This window comes from Kluyvera sp. STS39-E, assembly GCF_040932435.1.
Classification (GTDB): Bacteria; Pseudomonadota; Gammaproteobacteria; order Enterobacterales; family Enterobacteriaceae; genus Kluyvera.
The window spans coordinates 136934-156073 of sequence record NZ_JBFQGA010000005.1 but is presented as its reverse complement, the minus strand read 5'-3'; the positions used below and the strand labels follow the sequence as shown (position 1 = coordinate 156073).

Genomic DNA, 19140 nt, shown 5'->3' with positions numbered 1-19140 from the left:
GATGCCTCGCTAATAATGGCGGTGTTCTTCCTTGGCTTGTTCGGTATTGAAATGAATTATTCGCTGCTTGTCGCCTATATGCTGGCGATTCTGTTGTTGTTGATGACGCCCGGTCCGGTGGTGGCGCTGGTAACGGCTACCGCAGCTCGTGACGGTGCCCGACAGGCGTTCCTCACGCTGTTGGGCACGAATGCCGCTTCGCTGGTACTAATGGCGCTGGCAATACTGATGCTTATTGGCGTGGTCTCCGTATCGCCGTTTTTTTTAACACTATTGGGGCTGAGCGGTTCGCTATATATCGGCTGGAGCGCTATCGGTGGGCTGCGGCGCCTAGGTGAGTCCCGCGTCGTGACACCTTCGCGCGGCGGTGTAGTACAGGGTTTTCTTATTGGGATTTCTAATCCGAAAGATATCCTCTTCTTTAGTGCTTTTTTCCCACAGTTTGTCGCGGTCACCCACCATTTCACGCTCAGCATGCTGACACTCTCGCTGGTGTGGATGCTTTTCGACCTTGGTGTTTTGTCGCTGTATATCCTCACCGTGAGATGTTTGCCGCGCGGTCGATATAGCCGACGCCTGGAATGTCTGTCATCGCTCTTTTTACTGGGTGTGGCGTTGTTCGGTATTGCCTACAACCTAGGTGAAATGAGTGCCCACTATCATTGAAATTCCAACAACTATCCCCCATTCTAGATCTATCGCTAAGCGCCGCTAGGCGCTTCATTTCTTTCTTAGATCAGGACTGCGCATATGACCAATCCATTACTGACGCCCTTCGAGCTGCCACCGTTTTCCCAGATTCAACCCGAGCATGTCGTTCCTGCCGTTAACAAGGCGCTGAACGACTGCCGCGAAAATGTGGAACGTGTGGTTGCTAAAGGCGCGCCGTATAGCTGGGAAAACCTCTGCCAGCCGCTTGCTGAAGTGGACGATGTGCTGGGGCGTATCTTCTCGCCGGTTAGCCACCTGAACTCGGTAAAAAATAGTCCGGAGCTGCGCGAAGCCTACGAGCAAACGCTGCCGCTGCTGTCTGAATACAGCACTTGGGTAGGGCAGAATGAAGGTCTGTATAAAGCCTATCGTGACCTGCGCGACGGCGATAACTACGCGACGCTGAGCGTAGCGCAGAAGAAAGCGGTGGATAACGCGCTGCGTGATTTTGAACTGTCCGGTATTGGCTTGCCAAAAGAAAAGCAGCAGCGCTATGGCGAAATTGCGACTCGTTTGTCAGAACTCGGTAACCTCTACAGCAATAACGTGCTGGATGCCACCATGGGCTGGAGCAAGCTGGTGACCGATGAATCCGCGCTCTCCGGGATGCCGGAAAGTGCGCTGGCTGCCGCAAAAGCGCAGGCCGAAGCCAAAGAGCAGGACGGTTATCTCCTGACGCTGGATATCCCAAGCTATCTGCCGGTAATGACTTACTGTGACAACCAAGCGCTGCGTGAAGAACTGTACCGCGCGTACTCTACGCGTGCGTCGGACCAAGGGCCGAATGCCGGTAAATGGGATAACAGCCCGGTGATGGAAGAGATCCTCGCCCTGCGCCACGAGCTGGCGCAGCTACTGGGCTTTGAAAGCTACGCCTTTAAATCTCTGGCAACTAAAATGGCCGAGAATCCGCAGCAGGTACTCGAATTCCTGACCGACCTAGCAAAACGCGCCCGTCCACAGGGTGAAAAAGAGCTGGCCCAGTTGCGCGCCTTCGCTAAAGCAGAATTTGGCGTTGATGACCTGCAGCCGTGGGATATCGCCTACTACAGCGAAAAACAGAAACAGCATCTGTACAGCATTAGCGACGAGCAGTTGCGTCCGTACTTCCCGGAAAACAAAGCCGTTAACGGTCTATTCGAAGTGGTTAAGCGCATTTACGGCATCACGGCCAAAGAGCGTACCGACATCGATGTTTGGAACCCCGAAGTTCGTTTCTTCGAGCTTTACGATGAGCACAACGAACTGCGCGGCAGCTTCTACCTCGATCTCTACGCCCGCGAGCACAAACGTGGCGGCGCGTGGATGGACGATTGCGTGGGGCAGATGCGCAAAGCAGATGGCTCGCTGCAAAAACCGGTCGCCTACCTGACCTGTAACTTTAACCGCCCGGTTAGCGGCAAACCGGCGCTGTTTACCCATGACGAAGTGATCACCCTGTTCCACGAATTTGGTCACGGTCTGCACCATATGCTGACCCGCATCGAAACCCCGGGGGTTTCCGGTATCAGCGGTGTACCGTGGGATGCGGTCGAACTGCCAAGCCAGTTTATGGAAAACTGGTGCTGGGAGCCGGAAGCGCTGGCGTTTATCTCCGGCCACTATGAAACCGGTGAACCGCTGCCGAAGGAACTGCTGGATAAAATGCTGGCCGCGAAAAACTACCAGGCGGCGCTGTTTATTCTGCGTCAGTTGGAGTTTGGTCTGTTCGATTTCCGCCTGCATGCCGAATTTAACCCGCAGCAAGGGGCCAAAATTCTGGAGACGCTGGCCGAGATTAAGAAGCAGGTTGCCGTGGTTCCAGGCCCAACCTGGGGCCGCTTCCCGCATGCTTTCAGTCATATCTTCGCTGGCGGTTATGCGGCGGGATACTACAGCTATCTGTGGGCTGATGTGTTGGCGGCAGATGCCTTCTCCCGCTTTGAAGATGAAGGTATCTTCAACCGTGAAACCGGCCAATCGTTCCTCGATAACATCCTGACCCGCGGCGGTTCTGAAGCGCCGATGGCGCTGTTCAAACGCTTCCGTGGCCGTGAGCCACAGTTGGATGCGATGCTGGCGCATTACGGGATTAAAGGCTGATTACTCGAGTGAAAATTTGTTTACTTGATGAGACAGGCGCCGGAGACGGCGCCTTATCTGTTCTGGCCGCTCGCTGGGGGCTGGAGCACGATGCTGACAACCTGATGGCGCTGGTGATGACAGCAGAGCATCTAGAGCTGCGCAAGCGCGATGAACCAAAGCTCGGCGGTATCTTCGTGGATTTTGTCGGCGGCCCGATGGCGCACCGGCGTAAATTCGGCGGTGGTCGCGGTGAAGCCGTTGCCAAAGCCGTGGGTGTGAAAGGGGATTATTTACCCGATGTCGTGGACGCGACGGCGGGGCTGGGCCGCGATGCCTTTGTGCTGGCCTCGGTTGGTTGTCGCGTGCGGATGCTGGAACGTAATCCGGTGGTAGCGGCGTTGCTCGATGATGGCCTAGCGCGCGGTTATGCTGACCCGGAAATTGGTTCGTGGTTGCAGGTGCGTTTACAGCTGATCCACGCTTCAAGCCTGACGGCGCTAACCGATATCACCCCGCGTCCGCAGGTGGTGTACCTCGACCCGATGTTCCCTCACAAACAGAAAAGCGCGCTGGTGAAGAAAGAGATGCGCGTGTTTCAGTCGCTGGTGGGGCCCGATTTGGATGCCGATGGGCTACTGGAACCGGCGCGAAGCTTAGCCACCAAACGCGTGGTGGTGAAGCGCCCGGATTACGCTCCACCGCTGGCGGACGTGGCGACGCCGAATGCTGTGGTGACCAAAGGGCATCGGTTTGATATTTATGCGGGGACGGTGGCGTAGAGTCCCCTCACCCCGACCCTCTCCCCAAAGGGGCGAGGGAGAAAAGCAGAACGTGCAAACCGCTCATTCGGTTCCCTCTCCCTTAAGGGGAGAGGGTTAGGGTGAGGGGGGATGATTGCACGATATTAAACAAACGGCGCGTAAGGATCGGCCGTCTCAAATGCCACGGCGCGGTCGGCCTTCGGCGGGTAAATCAGCTCGCTAACAATCGACACTTTCAGCTTCTTCGCCTCTTCACGCGTGAGCTTCACCTGCTGATCCCAACCTTCAGAGTACACCGCGCCCCATGCGCCCAGATCCAGACAGGTCACATACATTTCCTGACGGTACGGCAGGGGGGCGACTTCTAGCAGGCTCGCCGCGGCGTTGTTACCGGCAAATTTACCCAGCAGGATAGCGTGCTGACAGGTCATCAGCGCGTGGTTACCTTTGTCGTCCGTCGCGGCGTAGGCCACATCACCGGTGGCGAAGATATCCTCATAGCCCTGCACCTGCAGATTGCTATTGACGTGCAAACGCCCTTGACGGTCGCGCGGCGCGTCAATCTGTGCGGTCAAGTCGCTCGCTTGGACTCCGACCGTCCAGATAACCGTCTGCGACGTGATAACCTGGCCATCTTTAAGCGTGACGCCAGAGGCATCAACGCTCTCGACTTCTGCATTCACCAGCCACTCCACGCCCAGCTCGGCGGAGGCATCGATAATCACATCGCGCAGTTCCTTGCTCCAGCGGCCGCCCGGCTCGGCGCCACGTTCAACTACGACCACTCTTGTCTTAGCATCGGCACCCAAAATATCGCGCAGACGACCTGGGAGTTCTAGCGCCATTTCAATCCCGGTGAAGCCGCCGCCGCAGACCACCACGGTATTACGTGCTTCGCTCGCGGGCTGCGTCGCCAGATCGTTGAGGTGCTGCTCCAGTACGGTAGCGCTTTCCAACTGATCGAGATCGAAAGCATGCTCTGCGGCACCTGCCACCATATTGCGATTAACGTGGCTGCCGCTGGCGAGAACCAAGCGGTCGTAGCGGCGCAGACGCACTTCGCCGTTTTCATCTTTCCAACTCACCTCTTTAGAGGCCGGAAGGATCTGTTCGACGGTGCCGCGCAGGAAGTTAACGCCAGTGACGTCAAACAGTGGTTGCAGCGGAGCAACCAGCGTCTGGACGGCGCTTTCATAGAAACGGGGACGCACGCGCAGCTCGGGCTGTGGCGCAATCACCGTAATATCAATGGACTGCTTATTAATATCCGCCAGACGCGCGGCGCTCAGGGCTGCCCACATACCGGCAAAGCCAGCACCGACGATCAGAATTTGTTTACGCATGGTTGTTTCTCACTGATGACTACGATTTATTTACTCGGATTTTATTGGTCGCAGTTAAAGATTGCAATGTGGATCTGCACACAATGACAAAATCACACGATGATATTTGTATATCTAACTGATATTTAATAAAATTAATTTTTAACTAAATACGGATTATCACGGCTGTATGGAATTCGTTCGCTGAAGAAGATACAATTAACTCAGATTAATTTTGGCTGAGATAAGAGCATGGCATTCTACAGTTCTGGGGTTGAGTACGGCATTCATAGCTTGATGTGTATGGTGGACAGCAAAGGTGATGCCCGCGATATGAGCGTGCGTGAAATTGCCGAGCTGCAAAGCGTGCCCTATGACTATCTGGCCAAAATCTTTACTCGCCTGTCAAAGGCAGGCCTTGTACGCAGCATCGAGGGCAAGGGCGGTGGCTTCCAACTGGCGAAACCGGCGGAGCACATAACGGTGCTGGACGTGGCCAACGCAATTGATGGCGATAAGCGTATTTTCGAATGCCGTGAAATTCGTCAGCGTTTAGCGGTGTTTGATGAGCAGCCGCCGGAATGGGCCTGTGAAGGAATTTGCGGCGTACGTTCGGTGATGGACATGGCGCAGCAACGTATGGAAGAGGCGCTAGGCCAGCATACAATCCTCGATCTGGCGCGCAAAATGTATCGTAAAGCGCCGGATACCTTCGTGGTGGAAGTGCAGGAGTGGATTGCCGGGCGTAAAGGGTAGTAATAAAAACGCCTGCATACGCAGGCGTTTCACGATGCTCGACGCGATTTATTCTTCTTCGTCGTCGCGCAGCGGAACAATCAGCATATCGACGTGGACGGTGTTGATCAGCTGACGTGCAGACGACATCAGTTTGCTCCAGAAATCTTGGTGATGACCGCAAACAACCAGATCCATATCGTATTTCTTAATCGCATCAACCAGTACCTGACCCAGATCGCCGCTGCCGCTTAAGGTCTCGGTAATAGGGTAGCCTGCACCAGTCGACAGCTCGCTCAGCGCGTGGTGCGTTTCTTCGGAGATACGTTTTTGCATATCGCCCAAGTTAACGTCAATCAGGCCGGTGTAGAGGTCGGAATAATTCACATCAACGTGAATCAGTGAGACTTTTGCATTGTAAGGGCGAGCCATAGATACTGCTTTTTCGACCAGTACCTTGCTTTCCGGTGAAAGGTCGACGGCAATTAGAATGTGTTTGTAAGCCATGGTGTTACTCCTTCCATAAAGTTGTCGATGACTGTTGGACCGGACAGCCCCTGCGCTGTCCCTTGCCCGCGTCCTGCGTGCTACATGCGCGGGGTTAACCAATAAAGACCTAATTGTAGTAGACATTTCTACCTTATCTTGGCCTTTAGGCGCCGTCAATGCATCCGGTTCGCCAATTAGTTAAACAAATTTTTCCGTGTTACGTATTGATAACGATTAACCTTGTGGTAAAAAATTTAACGGATCTCCTACACTATTAAATGAGCCGTTCGGATATTAAAACGCGAACTGGATCGACTTTTGTTCATTCTTTCACTGAATTGTCTTACAGGGCATTGGGATGCGGTAGTTCAGAAGCTTTGCTTTGTGGGCGGACGCCGGGGGGGATGTATGATTAGCACAATCGCATTGTTTTGGGCGTTATGCGTGGTTTGCATAGTGAACATGGCGCGTTACTACTCTTCATTACGCGCGCTATTAGTGGTGCTTCGTGGTTGCGATCCGTTGCTTTATCAGTATGTGGATGGAGGGGGTTTCTTCACTTCGCACGGACAGCCCAGCAAACAGATGCGCCTAGTAGGGTATATTTACTATCAGCGCTACCGCGATCATCACGACGAGGAATTTATCCGCCGTTGTGAAAGGCTCCGTCGCCAGTTTATTTTGACCAGCGCCCTGTGCGGTTTGGTCGTCATCAGTATGATTGGATTGATGATTTGGCACTGAGCAAAAAAAAACGGGCCAGTTTCCTGACCCGTTTCTCTTTATGTCTGATGCTTAGATAAGCTTCAGAGACAGCCAGTACAGCACACCAGACAACAGAATCGATGCCGGTAATGTGAAGACCCAGGCCATCAGGATGTTGGTCACGGTTTTTCTTTGCAGACCGCCGCCGTCAACCACCATGGTACCCGCCACGGAGGACGACAGTACGTGGGTAGTCGAGACCGGCATCCCGGTATAGCTTGCCAGACCGATGGAGACAGCAGAGGTCATCTGCGCTGCCATACCTTGCGCGTAGGTCATACCTTTCTTACCGATTTTCTCACCGATAGTGGTTGCCACGCGACGCCAGCCGATCATCGTACCAATGCCCAGCGCCAGTGCGACGGCCATGATAATCCAGACAGGCGCGTACTCAATGGTGCTCAGCATGTCGGTTTTCAGCTTCTTCAGCAGACGCTGGTCTTCAGCGTTCACTTCCGGCATCTTCGCCACTTTATCGGTAGTATCAGAGATGCACAGCATGATGCGACGTAGCTGGCCACGCTGCTCTACAGAGAGCTTATCGTAGCTTTCGATACCATTGAGCATGGCTTTTGTCCGGTCGAGCGCATTCATCGTGTTCGCCGGATGGCAATGGAACTCAACGGCAGCCATCGCTTCAGGGGTCAACTGCTCAGCATTGTTGGCCACTTTCTGCAGCAGCTCAGGGCGCTGTTGGAAGAAGGTTTCAACGTTGTTGACCGCATCACGGGTACGGGTAATTTCGTAACCGGAAGCGTTCATATTGACCACGAAACCTGCGGGCGCTACGCCAATCAGCACCAGCATTACCAGACCAATGCCTTTCTGACCGTCGTTTGCACCGTGGGAGAATGCCACGCCAATTGCAGAGAGGATCAGAGCAATACGGGTCCAGAATGGCGGCTTTTTCTTACCGTCTTTCTTTTCACGTTCAGCAGGGGTCAGGTGGATACGGGCGCGTTTCTTGGTACCGCTCCAGTAACGGCGCAGCAGGAAAATCAAGCCGCCAGCAACAACCAGACCCACAATTGGCGAGATGATCAACGAGGCGAAAATGTTAATCACTTTCGGAATGTTGAGCGCATCGACCACTGAAGTACCGGTCATCAGCGCATTGGTTAAACCAATACCGATGATTGCACCAATCAGCGTGTGGGAACTGGAGGCAGGCAGACCGAAGTACCAGGTGCCGAGGTTCCAGATGATAGCAGCCAGCAGCATGGAAAAGACCATGGCTAGGCCGTGCGCGGAGCCCATATTGAGCAGAAGATCCGTCGGCAACATATGCACAATGGCATAAGCTACACTCAGACCGCCCAACAGAACGCCGAGGAAGTTAAAGATTGCTGCCATTGCAACCGCAAGCTGCGAGCGCATGGCGCGAGTATAAATCACGGTGGCAACCGCATTAGCCGTATCGTGGAAGCCGTTAATAGCTTCGTAGAAAAGAACGAACACAAGTGCCAAAACTAACAACAGCCCGGTATGTAAATCCAGGCCAGCGAACAAATGTAACATAGGACGTTACGCCATTTTGAGGTCATGAACGCGCGGCATTATCAGGGACTTTGGCAGCGCGGGCAAAGTGAAATCTCTATTTTTTTTGATAATTATCTGCGCCTTGTCAGTGACTGCAAATAATTATTTCCATTGTATCAATCAGATAAGTCGGCTTTGTGGATATTTCACTGGTATGACATCCATGAAAAATTTACACTTCCCGACAATACCTATGTTGAGGATAGTGCGTGGAAAGGTTTGATGCCATTGTAGTGGGTGCTGGCGCGGCGGGAATGTTTTGTGCAGCCATGGCTGGACAGGCGGGACGTCGCGTTTTGCTGCTGGATAACGGTAAAAAGCCGGGACGTAAAATTTTGATGTCCGGCGGCGGTCGCTGCAATTTCACTAACCTTTATGTTGAACCCGCCGCTTATCTCAGCCAAAACCCGCATTTTTGCAAATCTGCTCTGGCGCGCTATACCCAGTGGGACTTTATCGACTTGGTCGGTAAGCACGGTATTGCTTGGCATGAAAAGACGCTCGGCCAGTTATTCTGCGATGACTCCGCCGAACAGATTGTCGCAATGCTGGTGGCTGAGTGTGAAAAGGGCAATGTGACGACCCGTTTGCGCAGCGAAATTCTCAGTGTGAGCCGGGACGACGAAGGGTACACCCTACAAGTGAATGGCGACGTGGTGGCTGCGGATAAGCTCGTCATTGCCAGCGGTGGCCTGTCGATGCCGGGCCTGGGTGCTTCACCATTCGGTTATAAAATTGCCGAACAGTTCGGTTTAAAGGTGCTGCCAACCCGCGCAGGTCTGGTGCCATTTACGCTGCATAAACCGATGCTTGAACAATTCCAGGTGTTGTCCGGCGTCTCCGTACCGTCGACCATCACCGCGCAGGACGGAACGACTTTCCGCGAAAACCTGCTTTTCACCCATCGCGGCCTTTCTGGGCCAGCAGTGCTGCAAATTTCAAGCTTCTGGCAAGCGGGTGAGTTTGTCAGCATTAACCTGCTGCCAGACGTTGATCTCGCCGACTTCCTCGACGTTCAGCGGGCCGAGCATCCTAACCAGAGCCTGAAAAATACCTTAGCAATGCAGCTACCAAAACGCTTGGTGGAATGTCTACAGCAGCTTGGACAGATCCCGGACGTGACGTTAAAGCAGCTCAATGTTCGCGAGCAGCAAACATTGGTAGAAACCCTGTCTAACTGGCGCGTACAGCCCAATGGCACCGAAGGCTATCGTACGGCGGAAGTGACCCTCGGCGGCGTTGATACCAACGAACTGTCATCGCGTACTATGGAAGCCAAAAAAGCGCCGGGGTTGTTCTTCATTGGCGAAGTCATGGACGTCACCGGCTGGCTCGGCGGATACAATTTCCAATGGGCTTGGGCTAGCGCCTGGGCCTGTGCGCAGGCACTGACAGAGTAAACGCACTATTTCTCTTGCTGACTAAACAACGCCAGCAGCATCTCAACCTGGTCGTCGAGCGGGGTTAAATCCTGTTTGACGATCAGATGCAGCGGCGTGGCGCGGCGAACGCCATGGCTCAGCGGCAAGGGCCTTAATATTCCCTGTGCCAGTTCCGTTTGAATGCGCTCCTCCGGCAGCCAGCCATATCCCACCTGATACATCACCGCATCGATCGCCGCATCAATGGTGGAAAACGTCCATGCGTCACGACCTGCCAACCGATCGTTGTCGCTGTCGGCAATACGGATAAGCGGCCAAGCGCGCAAAAGCTCATCATTGAGCGTCCCTTGATGGCTAAATAAAGGGTGATCGCGGTGAGCAACGGCGACAAAATCGATATTCATCAACCATTCTCCGCGCCCGGTGATGTCCTGACGGCGCGTTAATACCATCACATCCGCCTCGCTCTGCGCCACGTCATGACTATTGGCGTTCTCCAGCACTTCCGTTAAGCGAACGAGGGTTTGCGGATAGCGTTGCTGAAACTGGCGCAGGATGGCGAACAGTCGCTGGCGGGGAAAGATGCTGTCGACGACCAGATCGAGCCGGGTGCGCATTCCCTCACGCAGTGTCGCGGCGCGGCTTTCCACGCGAGTAAAGGCCTTCAGCAGCGGTTTTACCTGGCCCAGAAGCAACTCGCCTGCCGGCGTTAATACCGCGCGCCGTCCTTCCGGCACCAGTAGGGCAGCCCCCAGACGTTCCTGCAGCAGCGCCAGGTTATAGCTTACCGATGACTGACTACGGTTGGTTTGTTCGGCGGCTTTGGCAAAGCTGCCCAGCTCAACCACCTTCTCGAGCAAAGCCCATTGTTCCAGCGTCGTTTTGTGCATGATTGATTCAAAATTTAGATTAATTTCATTAAAACATAGCGTTATTCATTCGATTTATAAAGCAATAAGATCTCTGCATCGACACAAGGAGATTTCATTATGAGCAACTTTGATAAACATGATTTGAGCGGTTTTGTTGGCAAACATCTGGTCTATACCTACGATAACGGCTGGAACTACGAAATTTACGTCAAAAACGACACCACGCTGGATTACCGCATTCACAGCGGCATCGTGGCAAACCGCTGGGTGAAAGACCAGCAGGCGTACATCGTTCGCGTTGGCGAAAGCATCTACAAAATTTCTTGGACGGAACCTACCGGCACCGACGTGAGCCTTATCGTCAATCTCGGGGATAAACTGTTCCACGGCACGATCTTCTTCCCGCGTTGGGTGATGAATAACCCTGAAAAAACGGTCTGCTTCCAGAACGACCACATTCCGCTGATGAATGCTTACCGCGATGCCGGCCCGGCGTATCCGACGGAAGTGATTGATGAATTTGCCACCATTACCTTTGTGCGCGACTGTGGTGCCAATAACGATAGCGTTATTAACTGTGCGGCGAGTGAATTACCAAAAAATTTCCCCGCTAATTTGTAATAATTGTTAAGTGCAGCTACATACGTTTTTTATTACACTAATATGCAACGAAGATTAATTTTATCTTTAAATAAAATCTTCGTTGAGCTCGCGTTGAATAATGTGAACCCACGCCCAGTTAGCATGTAAACTGGGCTTTTTATTGCAACAAAAACAGCAAGCTGGCAGAGTAATAAACTATTGATTCTGTTTAGTAATTATTTATTGTCTCCTCTCCTCCTTCTTTCTTAATCTTATCCTAAGATAACGCTGTTACTTTAACCGTCATCGAATGTTGCCGGTTTAAATATCATGTCTATGTCACTCCTGATTTTAACAAAACAACTATCGTTAATATTTATTCACCCGTCAGGTGTGCTCATTTGAGAAATAGGGTAAGGAACGTTCATGAGTGATTTTCTGCCGTTTTCCCGTCCTTCTATGGGCGAAGCGGAGTTCGCAGCGCTCAAAGAAGTGCTGCAATCCGGTTGGATAACCACCGGGCCGAAGAATCAGGCGCTGGAAGAGGCCTTTTGCGCCTTAACCGGGAACCGTTTTGCTATTGCCGTCAGTTCTGCCACCGGTGGGATGCATGTGGCGTTGATGGCACTGGGCATTGGCCCCGGCGATGAAGTTATCACTCCCTCCCAGACTTGGGTTTCCACCCTCAACATGATCGTGTTGCTGGGCGCCACGCCGGTCATGATCGATGTTGATCGTGACAACCTGATGGTGACGCCAGAGGCCGTTGAAGCGGCCATTACGCCGCGAACCAAAGCGATTATCCCTGTGCATTATGCCGGCGCACCGGCCGATATCGATGGCATTCGTGGCGTCGCGGAACGTCATGGTATTGCGGTGATTGAAGATGCTGCCCATGCGGCAGGCACCTACTACAAAAACCGCCATGTTGGCTGGCAAGGTACGGCCATTTTCTCCTTCCATGCCATCAAGAATATGACCTGTGCCGAAGGGGGCCTGATTGTCACCGACGACGAACAGCTGGCGAATCGTATTCGCAGTCTGAAGTTCCACGGTCTCGGTGTTGATGCTTACGACCGCCAGACCCTTGGACGCGCGCCGCAGGCAGAGGTGATTAGCCCCGGCTTTAAATACAACCTTGCAGATATCAATGCGGCGCTAGCGCTCGTGCAACTGGGAAAACTGGGTCACGCCAATCAGCGCCGTAGCGAAATTGCCGAGCGCTATACCGAGGCATTGGCGGACACGCCGTTCCAGCCGCTGGCTGTACCGACTTGGTCGCACCTGCACGCTTGGCATCTGTTTATTATCCGCGTTGACGAGCAACGCTGCGGCATTAGCCGCGATGCGCTGATGGAACAGTTGAAGGCCAAAGGCATCGGCACCGGTCTGCATTTTCGCGCCGCGCATACGCAGAAATATTACCGCGAGCGTTTCCCGGAGCTGTCGCTACCAAATACCGAATGGAACAGCGCACGTATCTGCTCGATCCCTCTTTTCCCGGATATGACCGATGACGACGTCAATCGCGTGATGACGGCACTCCATCAGTTAGCAGGACGTTAATATGTTTGAATACCCGAAGGTCACCAAAGTCTCCGTCGTTATCCCGGTTTACAACGAGCAGGAGAGCCTGCCGGAGCTGATTCGTCGCACCGATGCAGCCTGTGCGCTGCTAAACCGCGACTACGAAATTCTGTTGGTCGATGACGGCAGCAGCGACGACTCCGCGCGTATGCTGGTAGAAGCCGCCGAAGCGCCCGACAGCCATGTCGTGGCGGTGCTTTTAAACCGTAACTACGGCCAGCACTCGGCGATTATGGCTGGCTTTAGCCACGTGACAGGCGACTTAATTATTACCCTTGATGCCGACTTGCAAAACCCACCGGAAGAAATCCCGCGTTTGGTAGAAAAAGCCGATGAAGGTTATGACGTAGTCGGTACCGTACGACAAAACCGCCAAGACAGCGTGTTCCGTAAAACCGCCTCAAAGATGATCAACCGACTGATTCAACGTACCACCGGTAAAGCGATGGGGGATTACGGCTGCATGCTTCGCGCCTATCGCCGTCACATCATCGACGCGATGCTCAACTGTCACGAGCGCAGCACCTTTATTCCTATCCTGGCGAACACCTTCGCTCGCCGCGCCGTGGAAATTCCGGTGCACCACGCCGAACGCGAATTCGGTGACTCGAAATACAGCTTTATGCGCCTGATTAACCTGATGTACGACCTGGTGACCTGTTTAACCACCACGCCGCTACGTCTGCTGAGCGTGGTCGGCAGCATCATCGCCGCCCTCGGTTTTGGCTTCTCCATCCTGCTGGTGGTGCTGCGTTTAGTCCTCGGCGCTGAATGGGCGGGGGACGGCGTGTTCATGCTTTTTGCCATTTTGTTCATGTTTATCGGCGCCCAGTTCATTGGCATGGGCCTGCTTGGGGAATATATCGGCCGCATCTATAACGATGTTCGCGCCCGTCCCCGCTACTTTATTCAACGTGTTGTACGCCAGGAAAGCCTGGTCTCTGAAGAGGAAAATCGTTAATGAAAGCTGTTGTATTTGCCTATCACGACATGGGTTGCACCGGTATTCAGGCATTGCTGGATGCCGGATACGACATCGAGGCGATTTTTACTCACCCGGATAACGCCGGTGAGAATAATTTCTTTGGCTCCGTCGCCCGTCTGGCTGCGGAGCAGGGGATCACCGTGTATGCACCGGAGGACGTTAACCACCCGCTGTGGGTTGACCGTATCCGCGCGATGTCACCGGAGGTGATTTTCTCCTTCTACTATCGCAATCTGCTGTGTGATGAAATCCTCAAGCTTGCGCCAAAAGGCGCGTTCAACCTGCACGGTTCGCTGCTGCCCGCTTATCGTGGCCGCGCGCCGCTGAACTGGGTGCTGGTGAACGGTGAGAAAGAAACCGGCGTCACGCTGCACCGTATGACCCATCGTGCCGATGCCGGGGACATTGTGGCCCAGCAGTCCGTAGCGATTGCGGATTCTGACGTTGCGCTGTCGCTGCATCGTAAGCTCTGTTCTGCATCCCAAATGCTGTTGGGCGATGCGTTGCCGAAAATCCGCAGCGGTCAGACCCAAGAGCGGGCGCAGGACGATGCACAGGCTACTTACGTGGGCCGTCGCACGCCGGAAGATGGTCGTCTCATCTGGGAGCAATCCGCGCAGACCCTGCATAACCTAGTGCGCGCAGTGAGCGATCCGTGGCCGGGTGCGTTTGGCTACGTCGGCACGAATAAATTTATTGTCTGGAAGTCCCGCGTGCGTACCGATATGCCGGCGGCAAAACCAGGCACCGTACTTTCCGTCGCACCGCTGGTCGTGGCATGTGGTGAAGGCGCGCTGGAGATTATGACCGGTCAGAGCGCAAACGGCGTCTACATGCAGGGCGCACAGTTGGCCCCGGCGCTGGGACTGGTGGCGGGTGCGCTGCTTTCCAGCCGTCCATTTACCGCCGTGAAACGCCGCACTCGCGTACTGATCCTCGGCGTGAACGGCTTTATCGGTAACCACCTGACCGAGCGTCTGCTGGCTGACGATAACTACGAAATCTATGGCCTGGATATTGGCTCAGATGCCATCAGCCGTTTCCTCGACTGCCCGCGCTTCCACTTTGTGGAAGGGGACATCAGCATTCACTCTGAGTGGATTGAATACCACATTAAGAAATGCGACGTGGTGCTGCCGCTGGTGGCGATTGCCACGCCAATTGAGTACACCCGTAACCCGCTGCGCGTGTTCGAGCTGGACTTTGAAGAAAACCTGAAGATTATTCGCGACTGCGTGAAGTACAACAAGCGCATCATCTTCCCGTCTACGTCTGAAGTTTACGGCATGTGTACTGATGCCAACTTCGACGAAGACACCTCGAACCTGGTCGTTGGGCCAATCAACAAGCAGCGCTGGATCTACTCAGTGTCCAAACAGCTGTTGGACCGCGTGATTTGGGCCTACGGCGATAAAACCGGTCTCAAGTTTACCCTGTTCCGTCCGTTTAACTGGATGGGGCCACGCCTTGATAACCTGAACGCTGCGCGCATTGGCAGTTCTCGCGCTATCACTCAGCTGATCCTTAACTTGGTGGAAGGTTCGCCAATCAAGCTGATTGAAGGTGGCAAGCAAAAACGCTGCTTCACCGACATTAGCGACGGTATCGAAGCGCTGTTCCGCATCATCGAAAACAAAGATGGCCAGTGTGACGGGCAGATTATCAACATCGGTAATCCTGACAACGAAGCGAGCATCAAAGAGCTGGCGGAAATGTTGCTCGATTGCTTCGAACGTCACCCGCTGCGCGATCGTTTCCCACCGTTTGCCGGTTTCCGCGAAGTGGAAAGCAGCGACTATTATGGTAAGGGTTATCAGGACGTTGAGCACCGTAAGCCGAGCATTCGTAACGCCAAACGTTGCCTCGACTGGCAGCCAACGGTTGAAATGCAGCAGACGGTGGAAGAGACGCTGGACTTCTTCCTGCGTACGGTTGAACTGACGGACGAAAAGGCATCATGAAAAAAGTCGGTTTGCGCGTTGATGTGGACACTTTTCGCGGCACGCGTGAAGGCGTGCCACGGCTGATGTCGGTGCTGAAAAAGCACCGTGTCCAGGCCAGTTTTTTCTTCAGCGTCGGGCCGGATAATATGGGGCGCCACCTGTGGCGCCTAGTAAAACCGAAGTTCTTGTGGAAGATGCTGCGCTCGCGCGCGGCATCGCTGTATGGCTGGGATATCTTGCTCGCCGGTACAGCTTGGCCGGGACGACGCATTGGGGCGGCCAACGCTGACATTATCCGCAGCGTGGCGCAGGTGCATGAAGTTGGACTGCATTCCTGGGATCACCATCGCTGGCAGCAGTGGAGCGGCGTGTGGAAGGAACAGCAACTGGTGGACGAAATCGGTCGTGGTCTGCACGAACTGGAAGCTATCCTAGGGCGCCCCGTCTCTTGTTCGGCGGTTGCCGGCTGGCGCGCCGATCAACGGGTGGTGAAGGCTAAGGAGTCCTTTGATTTTCACTACAACAGCGATTGTCGTGGCACGCAGCCGTTTCTCCCGCAGTTGAATAATGGCGAACTGGCAACGGTGCAAATCCCGGTGACGTTACCGACCTGGGACGAAGCGGTAGGTACCGTGGTGAGCGCAGAAGGTTTTAATCGCTGGCTGTTAGAGAAAATCCGTCTGGATACCGGCACGCCGGTTTATACCATCCATGCGGAGGTCGAAGGCGGCGTTTGTGCGGAACAGTTCGACTACCTGCTCACGCTGGCGACGCAGCAGAACATTCATTTTTGCCCATTAAGCCAGCTTCTTCCGGATGACTTCCGTCAGCTACCGGTTGGAAAAGTGGTGCGTGGAGATATTGCTGGCCGTGAAGGCTGGCTTGGTTGCCAACAACTTTTGAGCCCTGACGTATGAAATCCCTCCGCTACGGAATTTCTTTGGTGGCATTGTTCGTGCTGTACTACCTCGTTCCCCTTAATTTCCGGCTGCTGTGGCAGCCGGATGAAACCCGCTATGCGGAGATCAGCCGTGAAATGCTGGCGACGGGCGATTGGGTGGTGCCTCATTTCCTCGGGCTGCGCTATTTTGAAAAGCCGATTGCTGGCTACTGGATTAACAGCATCGGCCAGTGGCTATTTGGTCACAACAACTTTGCCGTCCGCTTTGGCGTAGTGTTCTCCATTACCGTTTCTGCATTGCTGGTGGTTTGGCTGGCGTGGAAAATCTGGCGCGACCGGAAGGTGGCGATCCTCTCAAGCGTTATCTTTTTAACCGCATTTTTGGTCTACGGAATTGGTACCTACGCGGTTCTCGATCCGATGATCACGCTGTGGATGACGCTGGCGATGTTTAGCTTCTGGCTGGCCTCGTCTGCAAAGACCACCGGTGAGCGGTTCTGGGGCTACGCGTTGCTGGGAATTGCCTGCGGAATGGGGGTGATGACCAAAGGTTTCCTCGCGCTGGCGGTGCCGGTGATTGGCGTTCTGCCGTGGGTTATTGCGCAAAAACGCTGGCGAGAAGTGCTGATTTGGGGCTGGCTGTCGGTGCTGGTCTGCGTGCTGACCGTGCTACCGTGGGGGCTGGCGATTGCTCAGCGTGAGGGCGATTTCTGGCGCTATTTCTTCTGGGTCGAACATATTCAGCGTTTTGCCCAGAGTGATGCCCAGCACAAAGCGCCGTTCTGGTATTACCTGCCATTCCTGATTGTCGGGAGCTTACCGTGGCTGGCGCTGCTGCCGGGCGGGCTCAAGCGCGGCTGGCGTGAGCGTGAAGGACAGGGTGGCGCGTTCTATCTGCTGGGTTGGGTGGTGATGCCGTTCCTGTTCTTCAGTATCGCCAAAGGCAAGCTGCCAACCTATATTTTGCCGTGCTTTGCGCCGCTGGCGATGTTGATGGCGCGCTATGCGGTAGAGGCGGCAAAAAACGGTGCTAAGGCGCTGCGGGTTAACGGTATTATCAATATCGTCTTCGGTGCCGTGGGCATCGTTGCGGTGGTGATTGTCTCGCCGTGGGGACCGATGAAGCATCCGGTGTGGATGCAAATCGAGCTGTATAAATGCGTGCTGGCTGCGGTGGCGTTCTTCGTTTGGGCGCTGATGGGGTGGCTGTCGATAAAACCCGGAACGCAGCGCTGGACGCTTGCCGCGCTCTGCCCGCTTGGGCTGGCGTTGCTGGTGGGCTTTGCGATCCCCGATCGCGTAACCGACAGCAAGCAGCCGCAGTTCTTGGTGGAGATCGTCAACGAATCGCTGGCGCCTAGCCGCTACGTGCTGAGCAACAGCGTTGGCGTGGCCGCAGGGTTGGCGTGGGAGCTTAAGCGCAGCGACGTGATGCTGTATGGTCAGCAGGGGGAGCTGAAATATGGCCTCTCGTATCCGGATGCCAAAGGGCGCTTTGTCAGCAGCGATGATTTCCCGCAGTGGCTGGAGACGCACCGCCAGGAAGGTCCTATCTCGCTGGTGTTGCTGCTATCCCGCAACGTGCAATTGGCAGATCTGCCTTTACCAAAACCTGATGAGGTGTATGCAATGGGCCGCACCGTGTTTGTGCAGTATCGCCCGCAATGATTGTTTGGGCTTGCCTGCTGCTCGCCAGCTTATTGAGCTGTGCCGGGCAACTGTGCCAGAAACAGGCGACGCGTCCGGCACCGCAGGGACGGCGCGGACGCCACCTGCTCACCTGGCTTGGACTGGCGCTGGCGCTGCTGGGGCTAGGGATGCTGCTGTGGCTGCTGGTGCTACAGCAGATCCCGGTCAGCGTCGCCTATCCAATGCTCAGCCTGAACTTTGTGTGGGTGACGCTGGCGGCGCGTATCATCTGGCGTGAACCGGTGAGCCGCCGTCACTGGGCGGGCGTGGCGTTAATTATCATTGGCATCATGCTATTAGGGAGTAGCGTCTGATGGGGCTGTTATGGGCATTACTGAGCGTGGCGCTGGTGAGTGCGGCGCAGTTGACGCTGCGCACGGCGATGACCACGTTACCATCGGCGAATGAGCCATGGGCGTTGGCGATGCATCTGCTGCACTTTGGCGACGGTACGCTCGCGCTGCTGCTGGGGCTCTTGGGCTATGTGGCATCGATGGCCTGCTGGTTCTTTGCCTTAAAGCGCCTGCCGCTGGCGAAGGCCTACGCCTTGTTGAGTTTGAGTTACATGGTGGTATGGCTGGCCGCTATTTTGCTGCCAGGCTGGCATGAACCGTTCTCTTGGCGCGGCTTGCTGGGTGTGGTGGTGATTGTCATGGGCGTCATTACCATTTTCTGGCCCAACAGACCCTCTCATGCCTCGTAGGCCGGATAAGGCTACGCCGCCATCCGGCAATCGGCGCCGTTCAGCCTGATGCACTTATCAGGCCTACCGTCCCTCCCCGACGACAAAATATGCAATAATGCCCTTTTCGT

At 54.6% G+C, this 19140-nt stretch carries 18 protein-coding genes; 14 read left to right on the top strand and 4 right to left on the bottom strand.

Going from position 1 to position 19140, the window contains the following annotated elements:
• The first annotated feature begins 51 nt into the window (after positions 1-51).
• The 3 genes from AB4K05_RS12460 to rsmJ all read left to right on the top strand — a co-directional run bounded on the left by AB4K05_RS12460 (position 52) and on the right by rsmJ (position 3554).
• Positions 52-666 (top strand): LysE family translocator, encoded by a 615-nt coding sequence (locus AB4K05_RS12460; protein ID WP_368480561.1) that lies wholly within the window; start codon positions 52-54, stop codon positions 664-666.
• Between the two features lie 84 nt (positions 667-750).
• Positions 751-2793, top strand: coding sequence for an oligopeptidase A (gene prlC, locus AB4K05_RS12455; RefSeq protein ID WP_368480283.1), 2043 nt, complete (start codon positions 751-753; stop codon positions 2791-2793).
• An 8-nt stretch (positions 2794-2801) separates the two neighbouring features.
• On the top strand, positions 2802-3554 hold the full coding sequence (gene rsmJ, locus AB4K05_RS12450) for a 16S rRNA (guanine(1516)-N(2))-methyltransferase RsmJ (protein WP_368480282.1): 753 nt from the start codon (positions 2802-2804) through the stop codon (positions 3552-3554).
• 125 nt (positions 3555-3679) lie between these two features.
• Here the strand turns inward: rsmJ and AB4K05_RS12445 are convergent, their stop codons facing one another.
• A complete protein-coding gene (locus tag AB4K05_RS12445) occupies positions 3680-4879 on the bottom strand; it encodes an NAD(P)/FAD-dependent oxidoreductase (protein ID WP_368480281.1) in 1200 nt (399 codons plus the stop codon).
• Between the two features lie 231 nt (positions 4880-5110).
• Here AB4K05_RS12445 and AB4K05_RS12440 point away from each other — a divergent pair, with 231 nt between their 5' ends.
• Entirely contained in the window at positions 5111-5614 is a 504-nt protein-coding gene (locus tag AB4K05_RS12440) for an Rrf2 family transcriptional regulator (RefSeq protein ID WP_368480280.1), read from the top strand.
• Positions 5615-5662: 48 nt separating this feature from the next.
• Here the strand turns inward: AB4K05_RS12440 and uspA are convergent, their stop codons facing one another.
• Complete coding sequence (gene uspA, locus AB4K05_RS12435; RefSeq protein WP_035894835.1) at positions 5663-6100, bottom strand: universal stress protein UspA; 438 nt, start codon at positions 6098-6100, stop codon at positions 5663-5665.
• Positions 6101-6490: 390 nt separating this feature from the next.
• Here uspA and uspB point away from each other — a divergent pair, with 390 nt between their 5' ends.
• Entirely contained in the window at positions 6491-6826 is a 336-nt protein-coding gene (gene uspB / locus AB4K05_RS12430; RefSeq protein ID WP_368480279.1) for a universal stress protein UspB, read from the top strand.
• A gap of 51 nt (positions 6827-6877) precedes the next feature.
• Here the strand turns inward: uspB and pitA are convergent, their stop codons facing one another.
• The gene (gene pitA, locus AB4K05_RS12425) at positions 6878-8365 is read right to left on the bottom strand and encodes an inorganic phosphate transporter PitA (RefSeq protein WP_368480278.1); all 1488 of its coding nucleotides are present in this window, start codon (positions 8363-8365) and stop codon (positions 6878-6880) included.
• Positions 8366-8595: 230 nt separating this feature from the next.
• On the opposite strand from pitA, the gene AB4K05_RS12420 reads away from it, so the two are divergent.
• The gene (locus AB4K05_RS12420; protein ID WP_368480277.1) at positions 8596-9786 is read left to right on the top strand and encodes an NAD(P)/FAD-dependent oxidoreductase; all 1191 of its coding nucleotides are present in this window, start codon (positions 8596-8598) and stop codon (positions 9784-9786) included.
• A gap of 5 nt (positions 9787-9791) precedes the next feature.
• On the opposite strand, the gene AB4K05_RS12415 is transcribed toward AB4K05_RS12420, so the two are convergent.
• Complete coding sequence (locus AB4K05_RS12415; protein WP_368480276.1) at positions 9792-10658, bottom strand: LysR family transcriptional regulator; 867 nt, start codon at positions 10656-10658, stop codon at positions 9792-9794.
• A gap of 99 nt (positions 10659-10757) precedes the next feature.
• On the opposite strand from AB4K05_RS12415, the gene AB4K05_RS12410 reads away from it, so the two are divergent.
• From AB4K05_RS12410 to arnF, 8 genes are all read left to right on the top strand, one after another.
• Positions 10758-11261: a phenolic acid decarboxylase gene (locus AB4K05_RS12410; RefSeq protein WP_368480275.1), complete on the top strand. Its 504-nt coding sequence runs from the start codon at positions 10758-10760 to the stop codon at positions 11259-11261.
• Positions 11262-11648: 387 nt separating this feature from the next.
• A complete protein-coding gene (arnB, locus tag AB4K05_RS12405) occupies positions 11649-12788 on the top strand; it encodes a UDP-4-amino-4-deoxy-L-arabinose aminotransferase (protein WP_368480274.1) in 1140 nt (379 codons plus the stop codon).
• A 1-nt stretch (position 12789) separates the two neighbouring features.
• Positions 12790-13770 carry an undecaprenyl-phosphate 4-deoxy-4-formamido-L-arabinose transferase gene (arnC, locus tag AB4K05_RS12400; RefSeq protein ID WP_368480273.1) on the top strand — a complete coding sequence of 327 codons (981 nt, stop codon included), beginning with the start codon at positions 12790-12792 and terminating at the stop codon, positions 13768-13770.
• On the top strand, positions 13770-15755 hold the full coding sequence (gene arnA, locus AB4K05_RS12395) for a bifunctional UDP-4-amino-4-deoxy-L-arabinose formyltransferase/UDP-glucuronic acid oxidase ArnA (protein WP_368480272.1): 1986 nt from the start codon (positions 13770-13772) through the stop codon (positions 15753-15755). Before arnC ends, arnA begins: the two co-directional genes overlap by 1 nt.
• Positions 15752-16654: a 4-deoxy-4-formamido-L-arabinose-phosphoundecaprenol deformylase gene (gene arnD / locus AB4K05_RS12390; protein ID WP_368480271.1), complete on the top strand. Its 903-nt coding sequence runs from the start codon at positions 15752-15754 to the stop codon at positions 16652-16654. The genes arnA and arnD overlap by 4 nt, the downstream gene beginning before the upstream one ends.
• Positions 16651-18306, top strand: a complete 1656-nt coding sequence (gene arnT / locus AB4K05_RS12385) for a lipid IV(A) 4-amino-4-deoxy-L-arabinosyltransferase (protein WP_368480270.1) — start codon at positions 16651-16653, stop codon at positions 18304-18306. The genes arnD and arnT overlap by 4 nt, the downstream gene beginning before the upstream one ends.
• Positions 18303-18641: a 4-amino-4-deoxy-L-arabinose-phosphoundecaprenol flippase subunit ArnE gene (arnE, locus tag AB4K05_RS12380; RefSeq protein WP_368480269.1), complete on the top strand. Its 339-nt coding sequence runs from the start codon at positions 18303-18305 to the stop codon at positions 18639-18641. Before arnT ends, arnE begins: the two co-directional genes overlap by 4 nt.
• Positions 18641-19030 (top strand): 4-amino-4-deoxy-L-arabinose-phosphoundecaprenol flippase subunit ArnF, encoded by a 390-nt coding sequence (arnF, locus tag AB4K05_RS12375; protein WP_368480268.1) that lies wholly within the window; start codon positions 18641-18643, stop codon positions 19028-19030. Before arnE ends, arnF begins: the two co-directional genes overlap by 1 nt.
• Positions 19031-19140: the final 110 nt, after the last annotated feature.

Coding starts and splice junctions, on each gene's coding strand:
- AB4K05_RS12460 (WP_368480561.1), top strand. CDS start 52: ATGAATTATTCGCTGCTTGTCGCCTATATGCTGGCGATTCTGTTGTTG.
- prlC (WP_368480283.1), top strand. CDS start 751: ATGACCAATCCATTACTGACGCCCTTCGAGCTGCCACCGTTTTCCCAG.
- AB4K05_RS12445 (WP_368480281.1), bottom strand. CDS start 4,879: ATGCGTAAACAAATTCTGATCGTCGGTGCTGGCTTTGCCGGTATGTGG.
- AB4K05_RS12440 (WP_368480280.1), top strand. CDS start 5,111: ATGGCATTCTACAGTTCTGGGGTTGAGTACGGCATTCATAGCTTGATG.
- uspA (WP_035894835.1), bottom strand. CDS start 6,100: ATGGCTTACAAACACATTCTAATTGCCGTCGACCTTTCACCGGAAAGC.
- uspB (WP_368480279.1), top strand. CDS start 6,491: ATGATTAGCACAATCGCATTGTTTTGGGCGTTATGCGTGGTTTGCATA.
- pitA (WP_368480278.1), bottom strand. CDS start 8,365: ATGTTACATTTGTTCGCTGGCCTGGATTTACATACCGGGCTGTTGTTA.
- AB4K05_RS12415 (WP_368480276.1), bottom strand. CDS start 10,658: ATGCACAAAACGACGCTGGAACAATGGGCTTTGCTCGAGAAGGTGGTT.
- AB4K05_RS12410 (WP_368480275.1), top strand. CDS start 10,758: ATGAGCAACTTTGATAAACATGATTTGAGCGGTTTTGTTGGCAAACAT.
- arnB (WP_368480274.1), top strand. CDS start 11,649: ATGAGTGATTTTCTGCCGTTTTCCCGTCCTTCTATGGGCGAAGCGGAG.
- arnC (WP_368480273.1), top strand. CDS start 12,790: ATGTTTGAATACCCGAAGGTCACCAAAGTCTCCGTCGTTATCCCGGTT.
- arnA (WP_368480272.1), top strand. CDS start 13,770: ATGAAAGCTGTTGTATTTGCCTATCACGACATGGGTTGCACCGGTATT.
- arnD (WP_368480271.1), top strand. CDS start 15,752: ATGAAAAAAGTCGGTTTGCGCGTTGATGTGGACACTTTTCGCGGCACG.
- arnT (WP_368480270.1), top strand. CDS start 16,651: ATGAAATCCCTCCGCTACGGAATTTCTTTGGTGGCATTGTTCGTGCTG.
- arnE (WP_368480269.1), top strand. CDS start 18,303: ATGATTGTTTGGGCTTGCCTGCTGCTCGCCAGCTTATTGAGCTGTGCC.
- arnF (WP_368480268.1), top strand. CDS start 18,641: ATGGGGCTGTTATGGGCATTACTGAGCGTGGCGCTGGTGAGTGCGGCG.